At 63.5% G+C, this 17,794-nt stretch carries 17 protein-coding genes; 10 read left to right on the top strand and 7 right to left on the bottom strand.

All coding sequences use genetic code 11. The features are described from left to right. Window positions 1–1,122, bottom strand: coding sequence for a glycoside hydrolase family 5 protein (locus MUU55_RS21820; protein ID WP_244762889.1), 1,122 nt, complete (start codon window positions 1,120–1,122; stop codon window positions 1–3). Further along, window positions 1,119–3,281: a GumC family protein gene (locus MUU55_RS21815; RefSeq protein ID WP_244762888.1), complete on the bottom strand. Its 2,163-nt coding sequence runs from the start codon at window positions 3,279–3,281 to the stop codon at window positions 1,119–1,121. The genes MUU55_RS21820 and MUU55_RS21815 overlap by 4 nt, the downstream gene beginning before the upstream one ends. A gap of 189 nt (window positions 3,282–3,470) precedes the next feature. Here MUU55_RS21815 and MUU55_RS21810 point away from each other — a divergent pair, with 189 nt between their 5' ends. Both MUU55_RS21810 and MUU55_RS21805 read left to right on the top strand, forming a co-directional pair. Further along, window positions 3,471–4,826, top strand: a complete 1,356-nt coding sequence (locus tag MUU55_RS21810; RefSeq protein ID WP_244762887.1) for a lipopolysaccharide biosynthesis protein — start codon at window positions 3,471–3,473, stop codon at window positions 4,824–4,826. After that, window positions 4,823–5,980, top strand: coding sequence for a glycosyltransferase family 4 protein (locus MUU55_RS21805; RefSeq protein ID WP_244762886.1), 1,158 nt, complete (start codon window positions 4,823–4,825; stop codon window positions 5,978–5,980). The genes MUU55_RS21810 and MUU55_RS21805 overlap by 4 nt, the downstream gene beginning before the upstream one ends. Here the strand turns inward: MUU55_RS21805 and MUU55_RS21800 are convergent. The 3 genes from MUU55_RS21800 to MUU55_RS21790 form a co-directional block, all read right to left on the bottom strand. Next, a complete protein-coding gene (locus MUU55_RS21800; RefSeq protein ID WP_244762885.1) occupies window positions 5,893–7,380 on the bottom strand; it encodes a glucosamine inositolphosphorylceramide transferase family protein in 1,488 nt (495 codons plus the stop codon). The two genes, MUU55_RS21805 and MUU55_RS21800, sit on opposite strands and share 88 nt — an antisense overlap. Further along, entirely contained in the window at window positions 7,380–8,255 is an 876-nt protein-coding gene (locus MUU55_RS21795) for a hypothetical protein (RefSeq protein WP_244762884.1), read from the bottom strand. The genes MUU55_RS21800 and MUU55_RS21795 overlap by 1 nt, the downstream gene beginning before the upstream one ends. Window positions 8,256–8,427: 172 nt before the next feature. Further along, complete coding sequence (locus MUU55_RS21790; protein WP_244762883.1) at window positions 8,428–8,916, bottom strand: hypothetical protein; 489 nt, start codon at window positions 8,914–8,916, stop codon at window positions 8,428–8,430. A gap of 265 nt (window positions 8,917–9,181) precedes the next feature. Here MUU55_RS21790 and MUU55_RS21785 point away from each other — a divergent pair, with 265 nt between their 5' ends. Then, complete coding sequence (locus MUU55_RS21785) at window positions 9,182–9,373, top strand: hypothetical protein (protein ID WP_244762882.1); 192 nt, start codon at window positions 9,182–9,184, stop codon at window positions 9,371–9,373. A gap of 30 nt (window positions 9,374–9,403) precedes the next feature. On the opposite strand, the gene MUU55_RS21780 is transcribed toward MUU55_RS21785, so the two are convergent. After that, window positions 9,404–10,186, bottom strand: coding sequence for a pyrroline-5-carboxylate reductase (locus MUU55_RS21780; protein ID WP_244762881.1), 783 nt, complete (start codon window positions 10,184–10,186; stop codon window positions 9,404–9,406). Between the two features lie 2 nt (window positions 10,187–10,188). Next, complete coding sequence (locus MUU55_RS21775; RefSeq protein WP_244762880.1) at window positions 10,189–10,908, bottom strand: GntR family transcriptional regulator; 720 nt, start codon at window positions 10,906–10,908, stop codon at window positions 10,189–10,191. A gap of 202 nt (window positions 10,909–11,110) precedes the next feature. Between MUU55_RS21775 and MUU55_RS21770 the strand changes: the two genes are divergently transcribed. From MUU55_RS21770 to MUU55_RS21740, 7 genes are read left to right on the top strand one after another with little or no spacing between them, the layout of a single operon-like run. Next, window positions 11,111–11,944, top strand: a complete 834-nt coding sequence (locus tag MUU55_RS21770; protein ID WP_244762879.1) for a substrate-binding periplasmic protein — start codon at window positions 11,111–11,113, stop codon at window positions 11,942–11,944. Between the two features lie 58 nt (window positions 11,945–12,002). Continuing rightward, on the top strand, window positions 12,003–12,779 hold the full coding sequence (locus tag MUU55_RS21765; protein ID WP_244762878.1) for an amino acid ABC transporter ATP-binding protein: 777 nt from the start codon (window positions 12,003–12,005) through the stop codon (window positions 12,777–12,779). Window positions 12,780–12,788: 9 nt separating this feature from the next. Continuing rightward, complete coding sequence (locus tag MUU55_RS21760; protein WP_244762877.1) at window positions 12,789–13,451, top strand: amino acid ABC transporter permease; 663 nt, start codon at window positions 12,789–12,791, stop codon at window positions 13,449–13,451. A 10-nt stretch (window positions 13,452–13,461) separates the two neighbouring features. Further along, window positions 13,462–14,127 (top strand): amino acid ABC transporter permease, encoded by a 666-nt coding sequence (locus MUU55_RS21755; RefSeq protein ID WP_244762876.1) that lies wholly within the window; start codon window positions 13,462–13,464, stop codon window positions 14,125–14,127. Between the two features lie 10 nt (window positions 14,128–14,137). Continuing rightward, complete coding sequence (locus MUU55_RS21750) at window positions 14,138–15,013, top strand: dihydrodipicolinate synthase family protein (RefSeq protein WP_244762875.1); 876 nt, start codon at window positions 14,138–14,140, stop codon at window positions 15,011–15,013. A gap of 54 nt (window positions 15,014–15,067) precedes the next feature. Further along, window positions 15,068–16,306, top strand: coding sequence for an NAD(P)/FAD-dependent oxidoreductase (locus MUU55_RS21745; RefSeq protein WP_244762874.1), 1,239 nt, complete (start codon window positions 15,068–15,070; stop codon window positions 16,304–16,306). 11 nt (window positions 16,307–16,317) lie between these two features. Further along, window positions 16,318–17,793 (top strand): aldehyde dehydrogenase family protein, encoded by a 1,476-nt coding sequence (locus tag MUU55_RS21740; RefSeq protein WP_244762873.1) that lies wholly within the window; start codon window positions 16,318–16,320, stop codon window positions 17,791–17,793. Window position 17,794: the final 1 nt, after the last annotated feature.

Here is a 17,794-nt window from a genome sequence, read left to right as displayed (position 1 = left end):
TTATTCCCCTTCCCTGAACAGTGCCTCGAACATCGCGTCGTCGAAGCCCTCGATATCAGTGCGATCCGCGATCACCCCAAATCCCTGGTCGAGTTCCCAGACCGCCCAGCCGATGCCGTTTTCCTCCGCGGCGCGGCGCACGGCACGTATCCAGGTCTGGCGACTGATCGCACCGACGCAAAAATCGAGGACGCCGAATTCATTGAGCATGAGGGGACAGCCGGTCGCGGCGGACCATTCCGCCGCGCGGCGCAACTCGGCGTGGATGGCGGCTTGCGTCCAGTCGCCGGTCATTTGCTCTTCGACAAGGAGGGCAGCATCCATGTCTCCAGTGGAGCGTAGCGCCGCGATGGTTTTTCTGACAGCAGGCATGTCGCGGGTTGCCGGAAAGGGCAGGTCGTGGATGCGGGCGAGGGGCGAGGCGCCCCAGGGCTGACACTGATGAGTGAAGGCCGTTGGCGCGTAGAAATGCACGGCGGCGATCTGTCGGTCGTCGTCTAGCGGAGGCATGCCGGCCAATTGCCAGATCCCCTGGTCGGGTGCAGGCCCCCACACAATGGTGTGCTTCGGGCAGGCGGCACGAACGATTTCGGCCAGCCGGCCGCGAAGAACAAGCCAGTCCGCCGGGGATACCGGCGGCTCGTTGAGGAGTTCCGGATAGACCTTGTCCTCCGGCAGGTCTGCGACCACGGTGCTCAGCACCCGCCACGCCTCGACCACTCTTTTCCCGCCCGCCAGGGGCGTGGCGCGAAGCGTGGTGTAGAGAGCGGCGGCGGGATGCAGGTCCGCGAGCACGGCAAAGCCTGTGGCAACAAGCCTCTCGATGCCCTTCCCGATGGCCAGCAAGTTCGAAGCACCCGCAAGGACCAAATCGCCGTCGATGGGCAGCCGCACGGTCTCGAAGCCGCGATGGCGGAGCTTTTCGAGCACGGCAGGGGTCGGGGCGACGCCATCTGGCCGATCAAACCAACCGGGCATGTTGATGCCGCGTGTTGGAACGGAGGATTTTGTCCGGGCGGGGCCGTGCTGTCCGGCCATCGCGAGAACGGAGGCACCGGCCAGTGAAAGCAGGTTGCGGCGCGTGAAGAGGCCGGACCCGCCGAGGCGGCCCGGCGGCTTCACTGCGCCGCTCCGGTCAGGTGAAAGGCCATGCCGGTTGTGTCCCCTGCGGCAATCACAAGCGTAACGCTCCGCGCGATGTCGACAGTCTCGAGGTGTCGGCGCAGCAGGATGTGTGCCTTTGCCGGTGGTTCGGCAGGAGGGAGGGCGAAAAGCATGAGATCGGCCGGGGCGAAGAAAGCTGCATTCCAATCGCGGTTATCGAGCGATGGACCGAGCAGCAGCACGAAATCGAAGTCGCGGGCGAACGATTCCTCGAGCGCAAAGGGGGCGTTGCCGCCAAGCCGGCGCAGGATCGTCGGCAGGCCGCTCGCCCCGTTGATGAAAATGTCGCTCTTGCCGTCATCCGGGCGCAGATGACTGGCGAACTCGACGACCAGCACGTTTCGGCCCGCCTGCTGCAAGGCAATACCGATCATTGCGCCCGCAAGCCTCGCCTCGGCCGGATCGCGCAGCGAGGAGACCAGAAGCATATAGGGCGTGGCGTGTTCGGTGAGGCGAGTGGCGATGCGCCGGACAAGCGCCAGTATGGCCTGGGAAAAGGCCTCTCCACCCTGCCGGAGAAAACGCCGCCGCAGGGCGCGGATACGGGCTGGTACGGACATGCCCGGCACACCGGGCAGGTCATAGCGACCAAGATTTTCGGGACGCGTTTCGGGCAAGGCATTCGCGTCGTCTCGTTTTCCGCCGTCTGCCGTGCGGTGTCTTCCGATTAGATCGGGTTTTGTCGCCTTCTCTTCCTCCCGACGGAGAGATGAAACCACATGCAATGGCATTCCATCGAGTGTGCGGTGGCTATTGCCGGTTTCGTTCTGCTTGAAAGTTCGCCCACCTCCGCCCGCCACCGCAAGCCCGCAGCCGGCCAACAGGCCGAGCGCGGCGCTGACGGGCAGAAGCAGAGCCGGTGTCGGCCAGGTCGGCTGCGCGGGCGGCGCTGCGAAGCCGATCACCCGGGCCTCGGAGAATTGAAGCCCACGCATTTGCGCCGTTTCTTCTGCCCGTTTCAGGACGTCGTCGAGGACAGCGCGGGCAGCTTCGGCCTTCGCCTCCAGCCGTCGCAACTCCACCCGCGCGTCGTCGTCGGCCTGTGACTGGTTGCGCAGTGCCGCAAGCTTGGCTTCCGTGGTTGCGACAGCTCCGCCGGCAAGATCGTGTTTCGCTTTCAGCTCGCGCGTTATGCGCTCCGCCTCGCGTCCCATCAGCGTTTGCGTGCGGGACAGCTCCGAGCGCAGGCGGCGGATCGTGGGATGACGTGCTTGATAGACGGCCTCGGCATTGGCGAGTTCGGCCGCACGCTGGTTGTAGTCGGCGCGCAGGCGATCGATCGCGGGGGAAGAAACGATTTCCGACAGTTTTTCCAGCGTCTCGGGCGAGGTGCCGGCGGAAGCGGCCTGCTCGTAGCGTCCTTTCGCCAGATTGGCACCGGCGCGCGCTTCGGTCAGCTGGGTGGTGAGCTGGTCGATCTGATCCTTCAGCGTACCGCCCGCGGCGGGATCGAGGAGTTCATGCGCGACGCGGAAGGCGCCGATGGTGCGGTCGGCGGCGGCGACGTTCCGCTGGAGGACGGCCGTTCGCTCGGCGAGGCGGCCGTTCGTGTCGGCATTCGCGTTTTCCCGCTCGTCGGCGAGATCGGCCCTGTAGCGCTCGACGATCGCATTGGCGATGCGCGCGGCCTTTTGCGCGGAGGAGGATTTGAAGCTGACATCGATGACATAGGTGAGCCCCGCCCGCTCGACCGTCACGCGCCTCTCGAAGCGCCGGAAGATCGTATCCTTTTCCGGTTTTTGCGCATTGCCCAGGAGGGAAAGAAGGCCGCCGTCGGCAAATTCGTCATCCGTGGCGATGCCTTCGGCGTCGAAGACCGCCATCAGGAGATCGCGCGATTGGATGACGAAGACCTGGCTTGCCACTGCAGCGCTGTCCGGACCGATACCGGGCAGCACGGTTTCGAAATTGGTGGAGCGCGTGTCGCGTGGGTCGATCAAAAGCGAAGCCGTCGCCGTATAGGTCGGCTTGGTCACGGCAAGATACACGAGTGCAAGTGCGAGTGCCGTGATGGTCAGTGCTAAAATCCTAAGGCGGCGTTGCCAGAGCCGTGCCCAAACGATCCCCACGTCAAACAGGGGCGGAAGCGTGTTTCCAGTCGAATCCAGCGTGACCATTCCTGCCGTCTCTGCCTTTTATACCCGCCGGAACGGGCAGGTCGCCAAAAGACAACTACCACAGGTATTGTTAAAGATTCAGAAAGTAACCATTGCGCGCATTTGTAGTGGCATGGTGGCGTGTTTGGGTCTATCCAGAAATGCGCGCATTGAGGGTGTGGCACTGCGATTCAATCTATAGGGTATTTCGTGAGCAAAGGCGACCGACTTCCGATCCGCACGCTTCTCGGCCACGGCGCAGCCGCTGGCGTCATCAAGCTTGCCAGCGCAAGCCTCACCTTCCTGCTTTTTGTCGCTGCTGCCGTTGTGACGGACGAGCGGCAATTCGGATTGTTCAGCACGGCTTATGCGGGGGCAAGTCTCGTCTCCTTCTTCTCGATCGTCGGTCAGCATGCCGTCGTCATGCGCTTCTGGCCGCAATATGCGGGTGTTGGAGACATCGCGTCGGCAAACGGCGTGATGGCCCGTGCGATCCGGCTCACCATCTTCGGCCTTTCCGTTTCCACGTTGCTCGTCCTGGTGGTTGGCATGCCGTCGGTCGAAGGCGTGCCGGAATGGCGACCGCTGGTGTTTGCGACCGCGACGCTTACCTTCGCGCTCGGCTGGTCGGAATTCACCGCCTGCGCATTGCGCGCCAGGGGCAATTTGTTCGGCGGCCTGTCGCCGCGCGATATTACCTGGCGCGTGGTGACCATTGTCGCCTTCGCGATATCCGGTCTTTTTGCTGCAAGCTTGAGCGCCGTCGCAGCGACCATGCTTGCGGCCGGCCTTCTTCTCCTCTGCGTCCTTCCTCAGACCGTTGTTCTGCTTCGCGATACGCGCCGCGAACCGCGCGGACCGCTGACCAAGCCACAGGAGGCCGAGTTCAAGGCGGTGACGTTGAGCCTCTGGGGCGTCACGGCGCTGCCGCCGGCGCTCGCGCAGGCAAGCACCTTGCTGGTAGCCGCGATCCTCGGGCCGGAGGCGGCCGGCGGAATTTTCGTCGCGGACCGCATCATGCGCCTCGCGGTGCTGGCGCTGAACGGCATCAACCAGGCGCTGGCGCCGCAGATTTCGGGCACGTTCCACCGTGGCGAGCGCGAGCACGTGCAGCGCCTGACGGGCTTTGCGGCCATTGGCGGTTTTGCGCTGGCTCTTGCCATGTTCATCGTCTTCGTGCTGTTCGGCCGGCCGATCCTCGCGATCTTTGACCCCGCCTATGCGACCGGTACGCTGCATGGAGTGCTGATCATTCTCGGCCTCGGTGCCCTCATCGGCACGGCCTGCGGGCCGACGGAGCTCACAATGCAGCTGACCGGCCTGCAAAAGGAGCTTTTCCGCACGCTCATCGCGGTCAATACGCTCGGTCTCGCCGCCATGGCCGGGCTCACCCTTTCCCTCGGACCGATCGGCGCTGCGCTCGGCATGGCAGGCACGATGGCGGTCTGGTGTGTGACCGGCGCCGCTACAACCCGCCGGCGCATCGGCATCGATCCGTCGATCTTCGGGTTCTTCGCCGGGCAGGACGCAGCCGCTGTCCGCCTTATCCTGAAAGGGCGCTCATGAAGATCATCCAGGTACAGACACAGGCGGAGGCCGGTGGCGCGCAGCGCATCTCCGACATGCTGGGCGAGGGACTTCGCGCCCGCGGACACGAGGCCAGGACTGTGTTCCTTTATCGCAAGACCGATGTCTATGATGGCAATCCGCATGCAGACTTCATCCTGCCTCGCCCGCCGAACGGGCCGGTCGGGCAGATACGCGCCGTACTCGGCCTTGTCGGTTATATGCGCAAAGCCCGTCCGGATGCGGTACTTTCCTTCCAGCACTACGGTAACATCGCCGGCACTTTTGCCGCCCGGCTTTGTGGCGTTCGCACCATCGTCGTCAACCAGAGCGGTGCGCCGCAGAGGCGCGGCATTCGCGGGATATTGACCTGGATCGACCGGTTGATGGGTGTGGCCGGTCTCTATCATGTCAATGTCGTCAATTCCCTCTGGACCGGCGCGCAGTTCGCACGCTTCCCCGCCGCCTATCGCAAGCGCCTTAACCGCATCGATCACGGTGTCGCCAGTCCCGTCGGTTCCTTCGACAAGCTGGCTGCACGGGCGGGCTTCGGCCTACCTGCTGGTGCGACGATCGTGCTTTCGTCCGGTCGCCTCGCTTCTTCCAAGAACCAGGCTGCTCTCGTGGCTGCGCTGGCGCTGATGCCCGGAGTGCACCTTGCGATCGCCGGTGCCGGGCCTGAGGAGGGCAACCTTCTGGCGCTCGCCGACGTCCTTCACGTGCGCGGCCGCCTGCATCTCGTCGGAGAGGTGCCGCCGGCTCGCATCTTCGAATTTCTCGCGGCGGGTGATGCCTATGCATTTGCCTCGACGACGGAGACCTTCGGCCTCGCCGTCGTCGAGGCTGCGATTTCAGGATTGCCGGTCGTGGCCGGCGCTCTCGATGTGCTGAAAGAGGTGCTGACCACGGTGGATGGCCAGCCGGCCGCACTGTTCGTGTCGCCGGATGCGGAAGGCATCGCCGGCGGGCTTGTAGAACTTTTTTCGAGCCCGCCGCGTGCCGCCGCGCTTTCCAGCGCCGGCCGTAAGCTCCGGGAACAATATGCGCCGGAGGCGATGTGCGCAGCCTATGAAGCCCTTCTGCTTGCCGGCCATCTCGGCACCGCCACGATCCCGTCGATCACCTCCAGCGCCCCGCAGCGATTGAGCGTGTGAATGCGCGGATAGGGCCAGTCGCCGTCCGTCCTGATAGCGCGCGGTTCTGAAAGGCTGATCTCGGTATCGTCGAGCACCAGAAGCTCCGATAGGCCGAGGCCCTCGCCATAGCCGAGCGTTCCATCCTGGACAGGCAGAAGAAGGCGCCCCGCCGCATCCCGGATGAACGCCCCGCCCGGCCGGGCACGCCGCCGATCGATCAGGATCGGATTCAGGGCATGCGGCCGCCAGGGGCCTGTCAGCGCGGGGGCGGAAAAAACCACGAGCGTATCGGAGGTGCTGCCGAAACCATCGCGATGTGTGGCGAACAGCCAGAGTTTCCCGTCGTGTTCGAGCAACGTTGCATCGGAAATCTCTCCTTCCAGCAGCACGGTCTCCGGCGTCCATCGGTCCGGGAAATCCAGGGCACGGTAGAGCACCAGCCGCCCTCCGGCGCTCGCTTCCGGCAACATCCAGACCGCTTCGTCCCGCGCGAAGACCTGCGGATAGGAAAGATGGTGCGGTTCTTCCAAAACGACCCGGGGCGTTTGTGTCTGTCGCTCCCCATCGAAGGACGTCACGGAGATCACGGCTTTGCCGATGGCGTGAACATAGTCTTCCACGAAGAGATAGGCGCGCCCCTGCCAATGGAAGGGAAAGGGATCGGCATAGAAGCGGTCGCCACTATCCGGCAGCACTCGCCAGCCGGTGCCGAGTTGTCCGGTCGCGGCGACGCCGGGCCCGTCGTGAAAGCGATAGCCGACGCGCCAGTGGGCATGGAGAAAGCAGGCGCGGCGCCATGCTTCACGGCCGAACCGGGGCAAGGAACGCGAGAAATAGGCGCGTGTGAAATCCACTTTTTCATCCGCCGGCGCCGGCGTGCCGAGGGGCGTCAGGCGCCCTTCGGCAAGGGCCTGCACGACGGATGCGAGCAGCGTCACCGCCCGGGCAAGCACGTCGTCGAGGCCGAGCGAGGTCGTTTCGCGTCGGTCGACCATGGGAAAGGCCCGTCCAACCACCGTCTTCCCGTCGAGGATGGCTTCCAGTGTCGGAAGCCGCCCCGTCGCGACGGCGGCGGCCGCGGACAAATCGCAGGCGGTTCCGTCGAAGCTTAATGCGAGCGTCGGTACGCCCACCGGTATTGCGGTACCCGCAAGATCGAGACGCAAGGCGGGCGAACGGCAGCGGTGTGTTTGCCACATGCCGTCGACGGGCGCCGAGAGTGCGGTTTTGCGCTTGCGCAGGGCAGCCCGCTCCAGGGCGAGAAGGGCGCTCACCTGGGTTGGCCATGGTTTTGCCTTGGCATCGTGCAGCACGGCGATATCGTGCCCTTGTGCGGCTAGGCGCTCGATCATCAGTTCGTGCCAGCGGCGCGGCCGTTCACGCGGGACGATGATATCGATTGAGAGCCTGTGGGACATCACGAGCCGAAAACGACGAATTCCGTAAAGGCGAGATCGCCCGGCCAGGGCGGGTTCGGTCCTTTGGCGTATTTGGGGCCGACCCCGGCGAAATAGCGGCCAACCAGTCCGGGTACCGACCCGCAGGCGTCGACGAGGCCGAGGATCTGCCCTTTGCGCAGAAGATGCCGCCCGAGCGCGCCGGCGCAGTGGCTGAGATCGGCATGGGATCGGCAATAGATGACCTGGCTGCACGGCACGAGCCCGCGCAGCACCCGCCGTGCCTTGAAGACAAAAGGATGTGCCCTACCGTTCCTGATGCAGATCAGTGCGTCGCAGCCGAGCGCGGCATGTTCGAGCAGAATATGGCGTTCGCCTGCCGTGAGGTCTGCGAGTTCGGGCGTATCCGGCCGCACGACGATCGTTCTGCCGTTACCCGCCGGGCTCAACAGCGGCACGAAAGCGTGCTGGCCGTCGGCAAAGCGTCTGAAACGCAAAGCTTCTGTTACCTTCAATGTCACCGGAGCCGGCGTGATGCTGAGATATGTTATGTCGCGGCGGCGCATGGCGGTCATGATCAGCTTGCCGGCATAGGCGCGAAACGACTCGTCGACCGCCCAGCTCGACAGATTGCAACGAACGGCTTCGCCCTCCGCACGGCGAAAAAACAGGGTCAGCATGACGCCGACGATCTGCCCCGCATTGTCGAGGGCATAACCGTATCGCGGTAGGTCCTCAACCGCGGGTCTGCAGCCCATGCGGGCAAGCGCCTCCTGCCAATGCCGTCGCGGCCGTCCGGGAAAACCCCGTTCAAGACAGTCCATTACGCTCTCGAAATCCCGCTCCTCGATCGGGCGGCAAATGAAACCTTCCGGAAGGGCACCAATAACGCTCATGAGGCCCGCCTTTATAAATCTAGGATTGTATAAATTACAATGAGCTATTACAGGTTGATTTTATCCAAGTGAATACCTCTATTGGAAATTGGAGCTGAACGATGTGCACCGGGCAGACGGATGCACTCCTCGGCTGCAGGGTCGTCACCGATCATCGGCGCCTGTAGACGCATCAAAGAAAGGGTGTGACGGCGATGGGCAGGGCCACGACGATGATCAGACTCACGAACACGGCGGACACCACCTTGAGGCGGTTGCGCTTTCGGGTCGCTTCACCGGTCCAGTCGTACGCCATACTCTTACCCTCATTTGCATGCCTGTCGTGACTGCATTCACGAGCGGGTAAATCTGTCTTCAACGTGACGTTACGGCAACCCCTGAAATCTTGGGGCTCTCGATCTGTGGCGGGAGCGTTTGCTTCGGGCGGTTCCGGAAGCGCCCGGCACAATCGGTGCGCCGTCGCCTGGACTGGATCGCCCGCTTCCAGACAGCGCTGAAGTGCTTCCTGCAAGATGCTGCGGGCGCGGTAGGCACTGAGCGGGGCAGGCTGGTTGGCGCAGCGGGCCTGCTCGATGCGCCTGTCGATGGCTCGGATCGCGCGCACCAGGCGTTCGATGGGCGGCAACTCGGGCAGGGGCAGGCGGAAGCGTCGCAATGGCATGTTCATATCCTCGAATCGGCTCCGTCATGGAGCCGCTCAGACCGTAGCGGGCCTGTCGCTTGATCCAAGATACTCGTGATTGCGAGGCGCATTGCGGTGGATGAGTGCTCACCAGCCGACCGAAGATTTGAATCGAATGCCAGATATCGGGCTTCTGCCCGTCTTGCGCCTCGCGTTGTGTTTCTTTTCGAGACGTCGCTCGCGATGCCGGAACCCCGGAGAACAGTTGCGTCCTACCGTGTCAGAAAACAAGGAAGGCGGGAAAATGGAAACGGAACTCGAAATGGAAATCCGCCGGCTGGGCAACGAAGGCGAAAAGGTTGCGCCTGACGATGCCGACATTGCCGATCTGGCATTGCGTCTTCACGCACGGTTTCCCCAGTATGCAAAGACCGAGGTCATCGCCGCACTCGAGAGCGAATGGCGCCGCCGCGGCCTCACCTGGAAAGCGGCCTAAGGGTGGCCGGCCGATCGCGGTGGAGGTCTGTCACCCGGTTATGCGCTTCAATACGCGGTCCAGCGCCAGCCTTAAGGCATCCGAGCCACCCTCGACATCGAAGTCCCGGAAGACCTGTTCGTTGAGGCCGCCCTTGGTCGCAAACTCATGGCTCATGTCCATGAAATCGACGTGCTTGTGGTCGCGCAGCGCGGTGTTCGAGAGGCCGGCGAAGAGAGGCGCGAGATAGGCACGGGCTTTTTCTTCCGGCAGGCCATTTTCCGAGAGCCATTGCGCCGTGCGGTCCATGATGCCGAAATAGGTGGCCATCAGGGCGCTTGCGGCGGCAAGCAGGTCGTACTCCGCTTTGGTTTCGCATTCGACGGCATCGCCGAGCACGTTGAAGATGGCGGCCGTGTCGGCGTCGGTTGGGTAGATGGCGGTGACGCCCTTGCGGTGGGCGACGAAGGGCAGAGGAACTGCCTGCGAAAGAAGCACATCCGCGCCGATCCAGTCGAGCAGCGCCTCACGACCCGTCGCTGCGATGACGCTGATCACACGCTGTCCATCTCGGAACCGCAGGGGGCGGATGACTTCCTCGGCAATCTGCGGGCGGATTGCCAGCATCACCGTGTCGCAGCCGTCGACGATCGCCTGGTTGTCGCTTGAGACGAGAACTTGCGGAAAGTCGGCCGCGAGTGCTGCCGAAATATCTGCACTGCGCTGCGAGACCAGGATGTGCGGCACGGCCGTAGGCTTTGCGAGCAGGCCACGCACCATGGCGTCGGTGATGGCGCCGGTGCCGATGAAACCGATTTTCTGGGGCAGGGACATGATCATTCCGCGGCAGCAAGGGGACCGAAGGAGACGTCGGTCGTGTAGTTTTCACGCAGGAACGCGATGAAGTTGTCCTGAAACTGCCGCGTATGGGCGTGCGCCAGTTCGTCGGCGAGATCAACGTTCTTGAGGCGGATCGCCTCCAGCATCAATTCGTGCTCGTCGGTCAGGAGATAGCCGTCGCCGGTGCGCTCCAGATACTCGAAATGCAGGTGCAGCATGCGCTGGCCCTGGTTGAGCAGCCGTTCGTAGAACGAGGCGAGATAGGCGTTCTTGCCGGCATAGGCGACAGCCATGTGGAACTGCTTGTTGGCTTCCGACATCCTGAGGTGCTGACCGGTCTTCACCGCCGTCTCGAACTCTTTCTGGCGCTTGGCGATGATCTTCAGGTCGGCCTCGGTGCGCAGTGCCGCGGCAAGGCGGGTGTTCATGCGCTGGGCGACATCGAGGGCTTCGACATATTTCGGAAAGCTCGCCACTTCGATAGGCGCGACGATGGTGCTGCGGTTCGACAGCGTGATCACCAGTTCTTCACCGGCAAGCCGGATCAGCGCTTCGCGGATCGGTGAGCGCGACATGTCGAAGCGCTCGGCCAGCGTCGTTTCGTCGAGCAGCTGGCCGGGGGGCAGCGTGAGCGCCAGGATTTCGTTGCGCAGCGTGTCGTACACGCTTTTCGAGCCCATGCCGCGCACGCGTTTCGATTCAATTTCCTCAGACACTTACGTCCCTTTCCGCATTTCATGGCCATTGGGCCAGAAAATCCGCGTCGCAGCAATCTTAAAATTTCCGCTTGACTTTGTCGACACGGTGGCGACATAAATTAATCAGTCGACACGGAGCCGACAGAAAAAGACCGCAAGAACGGCCAAAGCCGACGGGTGGAACCGCGCGTCTTACGCGCTCAAAAATGGGAAGATGCACATGCTTTCGAACGTGATGACGTCCGCTCTGCGGACCACGGCCGCGCTCGCCTTGTTGGCGGGTCTTTCTGCTACGGCCGCATTGGCCCAGGAGACGGAGGGATACTGGCAGGGTGTCCAGAAGAACGGCACGCTGCGCTGCGGCGCGGCTGTTGCCCCGCCTTACATCATGCGGGATCCGGCAAGCGGCGAATATTCCGGCTTCTTCGCCGATCTGTGCCGTGAATTCGCCGATGTCCTGAAGGTGAAACCCGAATTCGTCGACACGACCTGGGACAATATCGTCGCAGGCCTTCAGGCCGGAAAGTGGGATGTTTCCCTGGCGCTGAACCGGACGCCTGCCCGCGCCATGGCCGTGCAGTTCTCCATTCCTGCGATGGAGTACCAGATCTCGCTTGCCTACAACAAGGAGAACCCGAAGGTCCCGGCCGGCGCAGCTTCAGTTGCCGACATCGACAAGGCCGACGTGACGCTCGCCGTCATGTCCGGCACCGCGCAGGACAAGGCGATCTCGGCAGCCGTCAAGAACGCGACGATCCTGCGCCTGCCCGGCAATGACGAGACGCGCCTTGCCGTCGTCTCACGCCGTGCGGATATCCTTGTCGATGCCTCCGACACGAACCAGCTCTTCACGCAGTCGAACCCGGACTGGGCCGTCGCGCTCAATCCGACGCCCGCACTCGCCAAGCAGGGCGTCGCCTTCGGTCTGCCGCACCAGCTGTCGGCGTCCGACGTCGAGGTGGTCAACATCTTCCTTGAGGAGCGTGTTGCCACGGGCCATGTGGACGCGCTGATCAAGAAGGCCGTCGACGACGTTCTCAAGGCTTCCAAGTGATCGATCGGGAAGCCGGGTTTTCTCGGCTTCCCGCCAACGTCCAGGCTGGAGACCCCGCATGACCTCCGCATCCGCTCCCCTTGTCGCCATCCGCGCGCTGCACAAGAGCTACGGTCCGCATATCCAGGTGCTGAAGGGTCTCGATATCGAGATGAAGCCCGGTGAACGCGTCGTCGTCATCGGCCCCTCGGGCGGCGGCAAGTCGACGCTCCTGCGCGTGATGATGGGCCTTGAAAAGATCGACAGCGGCGCTGTCACCTTCGGCGGAAAGCCGTACATATCCTCTGCCGGCCCCGACGCGAAAACGGTCATCGATACCGAGGTGCGCCGCTCCATCGGCATGGTGTTCCAGCACTACACATTGTTTCCGCATCTCAGCGTCATCCAGAACCTCGTGCTCGCCCCCTGCAAGGTCCGCGGCGAGAAGAAGGCGAGCGCGATGCGGCGGGCGCAGGCGCTGCTGGAGCGCTTCGGCCTCGGCGCCAAGGCGAATGCTTTCCCAGCCCAGCTTTCGGGTGGCCAGAAGCAGCGCGTCGCCATCGCCCGCGCGCTGATGCTCGATCCGAAACTGATGCTGTTCGACGAAGTGACCTCGGCGCTCGACCCGGAGCTGGTGGCGGAGGTCGAGCAGGTAATCCTTCAGCTCGCCAACCAGAACATGCCGATGATGATCGTCACCCACGACATGTGGTTTGCGCGGAACATCGCCTCGCGCGTCATCTTCTGCGCCGGCGGCGTCGTGGTCGAGGACGGCCCGCCGGAACAGGTGTTGGGCGCTCCACGGGAGGAGCGCACCCGCGAGTTCATCGACCGTGTCTTCCACATCAAGCAATAGGGGCGGGCGGTGAACTATACGTTCGATTTCAATGCCGTCTCGCTCGGTCCCTTGATCGAAGGGCTCGTCGTCACCGTGCAACTGACGATCGCGGCCAATCTCATCGGCGTGATCCTTGGCTTTCCGTTGGCGCTTCTTCTGATGAGCCGCCTGGCCGTCATCCGCTGGCCGGCGACGCTTTTCGTCGAATTCTTCCGCTGCACGCCGGCGATCGTGCAGATCGTGTGGTTCTTCTACTGCGTGCCGATGCTGTTCAACGTCTTCCTCGGGTCGGTAACGATGGGTATCCTGGCGCTCGGCCTCAACCTCATGGCCTTCAACGCGGAGGCCTACCGCGCCGCCATCCAGGCCGTGCCGCGCGAACAGATCGACGCTGGTATCGCGCTCGGCCTCAATCCGCTGCAGCGCGTGTTTCATATCGTGCTGCCGAGTGCGCTGCGCGCCTCCGTTCCGGTACTTTTGACCAACGGCATCGTCATCTTCCAGCAGAGCGCGCTGGTCGCCATCGTGGCCGTACAGGACCTGATGTATCAGGCCAAGACGCTTGCGACCGAAACCTACCGGCCGATCGAGACCTTCACCATCGCCGCGCTCATCTACTTTGCCGTATCGTTCCCCGTCTCGCAGGTCGTCGGCTGGCTTGAACGCCGCCGCCAGATCCTGACGAGCTAGGAGAAAAGCCATGTCGCTCGACTTCTCCGTACTTCTGCGCTTCCAGGAGGCGCTTGCGCTGGGCCTCTGGACAACGGTCAAGCTGACGCTGATCTGCATCGTGCTCGGCTGCTCGCTCGGTTTCCTCGTCGGCCTTGCCCGCACCGCGCCGAACGCCATCGTGCGCGGGATCGCCAGTGTCTATGTCGAGTTCTTCCGCGGCACGCCGGTGCTGATCCAGCTGTTCTGGATCTTCTTCTGCCTGCCGCTGATCCTCGGTATCGAGCTGTCGAACCTTGCCTCCGGCGTCATTGCGCTGACGCTCTATATGGGCGCCATCACCAGCGAGACCTTTCGCGCGTCGCTGAAATCCGTCGGTCGCGAGCAGATGGACGCCTGCATCGCGCTCGGCCTGCCGCGCCGGGTTCAGGTCATGAATGTGATCCTGCCCCTGGCGGTGCTGCGTGCCGTCCCGACGCTGCTGTCAAACTGCGTCAGCCTGTTCAAGGAAAGCGCGCTGGTTTCGGCCGTCGGAATGGCCGACCTGATGTTCGTCGGCCAGAACATTTCCAACAACACGGCCCGTCCCGTCGAGGTCTTGACCGTCGTCGCGCTCATCTACTTCGCCATCGCCTTTCCGCTGACGCGCGCCGTCACGCTCGTCGAAGGCCGTATCCTCAAGAAACTCGCCATCTAGGAGAAAAACCATGAAACTGTCCGGCGTCATGCCTGCCCTCGTCACCCCCTTCGACGCCAACAACCGCGTCGACTTCAAGGCTTTCGAAAAGCACCTCACCGGTCTGCGCGCCGCCGGTGTCACCGGCTGGGTGCCGATGGGGTCGACCGGAGAATACTTTTCGCTCTCGAACGAGGAGCGCGAGGACGTGCTGACATTCGTCAGGGATTTCGCCATCGAAGGTGAAGCGCTGATCGCCGGCACTAACGCGCCCGCCACCCGCGAAGTCATCGAGAACACACTGCGCGCCAAGGAAATCGGCTACGACACCGTCCTGCTCGCCACGCCCTTCTACACGCGCCCCACGCAGGACGAACTGCTGGCGCACTATCGCGCGGTGCTCGATGCGACCGACATCAACCTCATCCTGTACAACTATCCGCCGAAAGACGGCATCGAGATCGGCTTCGACCTGATGGATGCGCTCGCCGACGATCCGCGTGTTATCGGCATCAAGGAAAGCTCGGGCGTGCTGCAGCGCGCGGTCGATATCCATGCGCGCTACAAGGGGCGCATCGATCTCATTTCGGGCTCGGACGATATTGCACTCGACTTCATGTTCTGGGGAGCTGACTGCTGGATCTGCGGTCCGGCGAATTGCATGGCCGCCGCCTGCGTCGATCTCGACCGCACCTTCCGCTCGGGCGACCTCGCCGCGGCGCGCGAGAAGATGACGGTGCTCTACCGTGCGATGAACATCCTCGAAAGCGGCAAGTTCGTGCAGAAGATCAAGTATGGCTGCGAGCTGCAGGGCGCTCCTGTCGGCACCTGCCGTGCACCGCTGGGGGAGCTCACCGAGCAGGAAAAGGCGGATTTTCGCGCGGCTATCGCGCCGGTCCTCAATTGATACAACCCGGACCGGAGGCTTGTGCCTCCGGTACTTTTCCAGGAGCACACTCCCGTGTCATCCATCGCGGTCATCGGCGCCGGCGTCATCGGCACCACCATCGCCTACGCGCTTCAGCGCCGCGGTTTTGCCGTGACGCTGATCGACCGCGATACGCCCGGCAAGGGCGCTTCCTATGGCAACATGGCGAGCATAGCGGTAACCGAGTTCATGCCGGCCTCGCGACCGGGCGTCTGGGCTCACATGCCGAAATGGCTGCTCGACCCCGAAGGGCCCGTGCGCATCCGTCCAGCCTACATGCCGAAGCTGGTGCCGTGGTTTCTGCGTTTCCTTGCCGCCAGCCGTCCGTCGAAGCTGCGCGAACTGGAAGCGGCCGGCGCGGCCCTCTGCGGGCGCGTCCATGAGGATCTCGATGCGCTGCTGCGGGAAACCGGCCTGACCCACATGCTGAGCGCCGAAGGCTGCCTCAGCCTCTATGCCGACGAGGCGGAGTTCCGTGCCGACCGCGCGCATATCGAGATCCTCGAGCGTTTCGGCTTCCGTCACGACATAATCGGCGGCCATGCCATCCACGATCTCGAGCCGGCCTTGACGACGAAGATCGCCAAGGCCGTGCTCTTCCCCGACAATCGCTCCATCGCCGATCCTTACCGGTTGGTGACGGCGCTTGCGGACCGGTTCCAGGCGCTGGGTGGCACCATCCAGACCGGCGATGTCGTCGGATTTGAACAGCAGGAAACCGGTGTTTCGGCGTTGCGGCTTGCCGATGGCCGGCGCCTTGCCGCCGATCGCATCGTGCTCGCGGCCGGTGCCTTCACCGGGCGCCTCTCCAGATTGCTCGGCGAACCCATCCCGCTTGAAACCGAGCGCGGCTATCACACGCAGATCCTGTCGCCGGGCATTTCCATGCGCCATTCGATCATCTGGCCCGCTCGCGCCTTCATGGTGACGCCGACGGCCGGTGGCATCCGCGTCGGGGGCACGGTGGAGATGGCTGGCCTGGATGCTTCGCCGGACTATCGCCGCGCCAAGGTGCTTGTGAAGCGTGCGAAGGAAGCGCTGCCCGATTTGGAGGTCGAAGACATCAGCGAATGGATGGGACACCGACCGGCGCTTCCGGACACGGTGCCGGTCATCGGCCCCTCGGCCAAGCGGAAAAACGTCTTCTACGCCACCGGTCACGGCCATCTCGGTCTCACCTATGCCGCGACGACGGGCCGGCTGATGGCCGATCTCGTGACGGGTGCAACCCCGCCCATCGATCTCAAACCCTACCGTATCGACCGTTTCTGAAAGGCTTATCCATGCGAAGCGAACTCTATATCGACGGATCGTGGAAAACCGCGTCCGACGGCAAGACCTTCGAGGTTGTCAACCCGGCGACGGAAGAGGTCGTCCACCATATCGCCGCCGCCACGGCGGAGGACGTCGATCTGGCCGTGAAAGCCGCCCGCCGCGCCTTCGACACCGGCGGCTGGCCGAAGATGTCCGGTGCCGAGCGGGCCCGCTATCTGCGCGCCATAGCGGCGGGCATCCGTGCCCGCCAGGCCGAGATCGCCCGTCTCGAAACGATCGACAACGGAAAACCCTTTCCCGAGGCCGACTGGGACATCGCCGATGCCGCCGGTTGCTTCGACTTCTATGCGGGTCTTGCCGAACAGCTCGACAGCAACCCGGAAGAGCCGATTGCGCTGGCCGACGGACGTTTCACCTCCAAGGCCGTCAGGGAACCGATCGGCGTCGCCGGTGCGATCATTCCCTGGAATTATCCGCTGCTGATGGCGTCTTGGAAGGTGGCTCCGGCACTCGCCGCCGGCTGCACCGTCGTGCTGAAGCCCGCGGAGGTCACCTCGCTGACCGCGTTGGAGCTCGCCGCCATCGCCGACGAGGCCGGCCTGCCGCGGGGTGTGCTCAACATCGTCACCGGTGCGGGTTCCGTCGCCGGTCAGGCGATCATCGACCACGGGCAGGTGGACAAGCTGGCCTTCACCGGTTCAGGTCCGGTCGGTTCGAAGATCATGGCCGCGGCTGCCCGCGACATCAAGCGCATCAGCCTCGAACTCGGCGGCAAGTCGCCCTTCGTGGTCTTCGATGATAGCGACATCGAAAAGGCCGTAGAGTGGATCCTGTTCGGCATCTTCTGGAACCAGGGCCAGGTCTGCTCGGCAACCTCGCGGGTACTGGTGCAGGAGGGGATCTACGCGCCGCTGCTGAAGCGATTGGTCGAGGAAACCAACCGTATCCGCATCGGGAACGGTCTGGAAGAGGGCGTGCTGTTGGGGCCGCTTGGCTCGAAGAAGCAATACGAGCAGGTCGTGGCGGCCATCGAGGCTGCGACGGCAGCGGGAGCAACGCTCGCCTGCGGTGGCACACGGCCGGAGGGTTTCGAAAAAGGCTATTATCTGCGCCCGACCGTTCTCACCGACGTGCCGCTCTACAGTGCGGCATGGGTGGAGGAAATCTTCGGTCCGGTCGTCTGCGTCAGGTCTTTCAAGACGGAAGACGAAGCCGTCGAACTCGCCAATGATTCCCGCTTCGGCCTCGCCGCCGCCGTCATGTCGAAGGATGACGCCCGGGCCGAGCGCGTTGCAAAAGCGTTCCGCGCCGGCATCGTCTGGATCAATTGCTCGCAGCCGACATTCACCGAGGCCCCCTGGGGCGGCTACAAGCAGTCCGGCATCGGCCGCGAACTCGGCCGTTGGGGGCTCGATAACTATCTCGAGACCAAGCAGATCACAAAATATGTGAGCGAAGATCCCTGGGGCTGGTATATCAAATAGG

Source organism: Shinella curvata (assembly GCF_022899935.1).
GTDB classification, from domain to species: domain Bacteria; phylum Pseudomonadota; class Alphaproteobacteria; order Rhizobiales; family Rhizobiaceae; genus Shinella; species Shinella curvata.
Note: the sequence above shows the minus strand (reverse complement) of the source record. Positions and strands in the feature narration are given on the sequence as shown.

Coding starts and splice junctions, on each gene's coding strand:
- MUU55_RS21750 (WP_244762875.1), top strand. CDS start 14,138: ATGAAACTGTCCGGCGTCATGCCTGCCCTCGTCACCCCCTTCGACGCC.
- MUU55_RS21795 (WP_244762884.1), bottom strand. CDS start 8,255: ATGAGCGTTATTGGTGCCCTTCCGGAAGGTTTCATTTGCCGCCCGATC.
- MUU55_RS21770 (WP_244762879.1), top strand. CDS start 11,111: ATGCTTTCGAACGTGATGACGTCCGCTCTGCGGACCACGGCCGCGCTC.
- MUU55_RS21780 (WP_244762881.1), bottom strand. CDS start 10,186: ATGTCCCTGCCCCAGAAAATCGGTTTCATCGGCACCGGCGCCATCACC.
- MUU55_RS21785 (WP_244762882.1), top strand. CDS start 9,182: ATGGAAACGGAACTCGAAATGGAAATCCGCCGGCTGGGCAACGAAGGC.
- MUU55_RS21765 (WP_244762878.1), top strand. CDS start 12,003: ATGACCTCCGCATCCGCTCCCCTTGTCGCCATCCGCGCGCTGCACAAG.
- MUU55_RS21740 (WP_244762873.1), top strand. CDS start 16,318: ATGCGAAGCGAACTCTATATCGACGGATCGTGGAAAACCGCGTCCGAC.
- MUU55_RS21805 (WP_244762886.1), top strand. CDS start 4,823: ATGAAGATCATCCAGGTACAGACACAGGCGGAGGCCGGTGGCGCGCAG.
- MUU55_RS21815 (WP_244762888.1), bottom strand. CDS start 3,281: ATGGTCACGCTGGATTCGACTGGAAACACGCTTCCGCCCCTGTTTGAC.
- MUU55_RS21755 (WP_244762876.1), top strand. CDS start 13,462: ATGTCGCTCGACTTCTCCGTACTTCTGCGCTTCCAGGAGGCGCTTGCG.
- MUU55_RS21800 (WP_244762885.1), bottom strand. CDS start 7,380: ATGTCCCACAGGCTCTCAATCGATATCATCGTCCCGCGTGAACGGCCG.
- MUU55_RS21790 (WP_244762883.1), bottom strand. CDS start 8,916: ATGCCATTGCGACGCTTCCGCCTGCCCCTGCCCGAGTTGCCGCCCATC.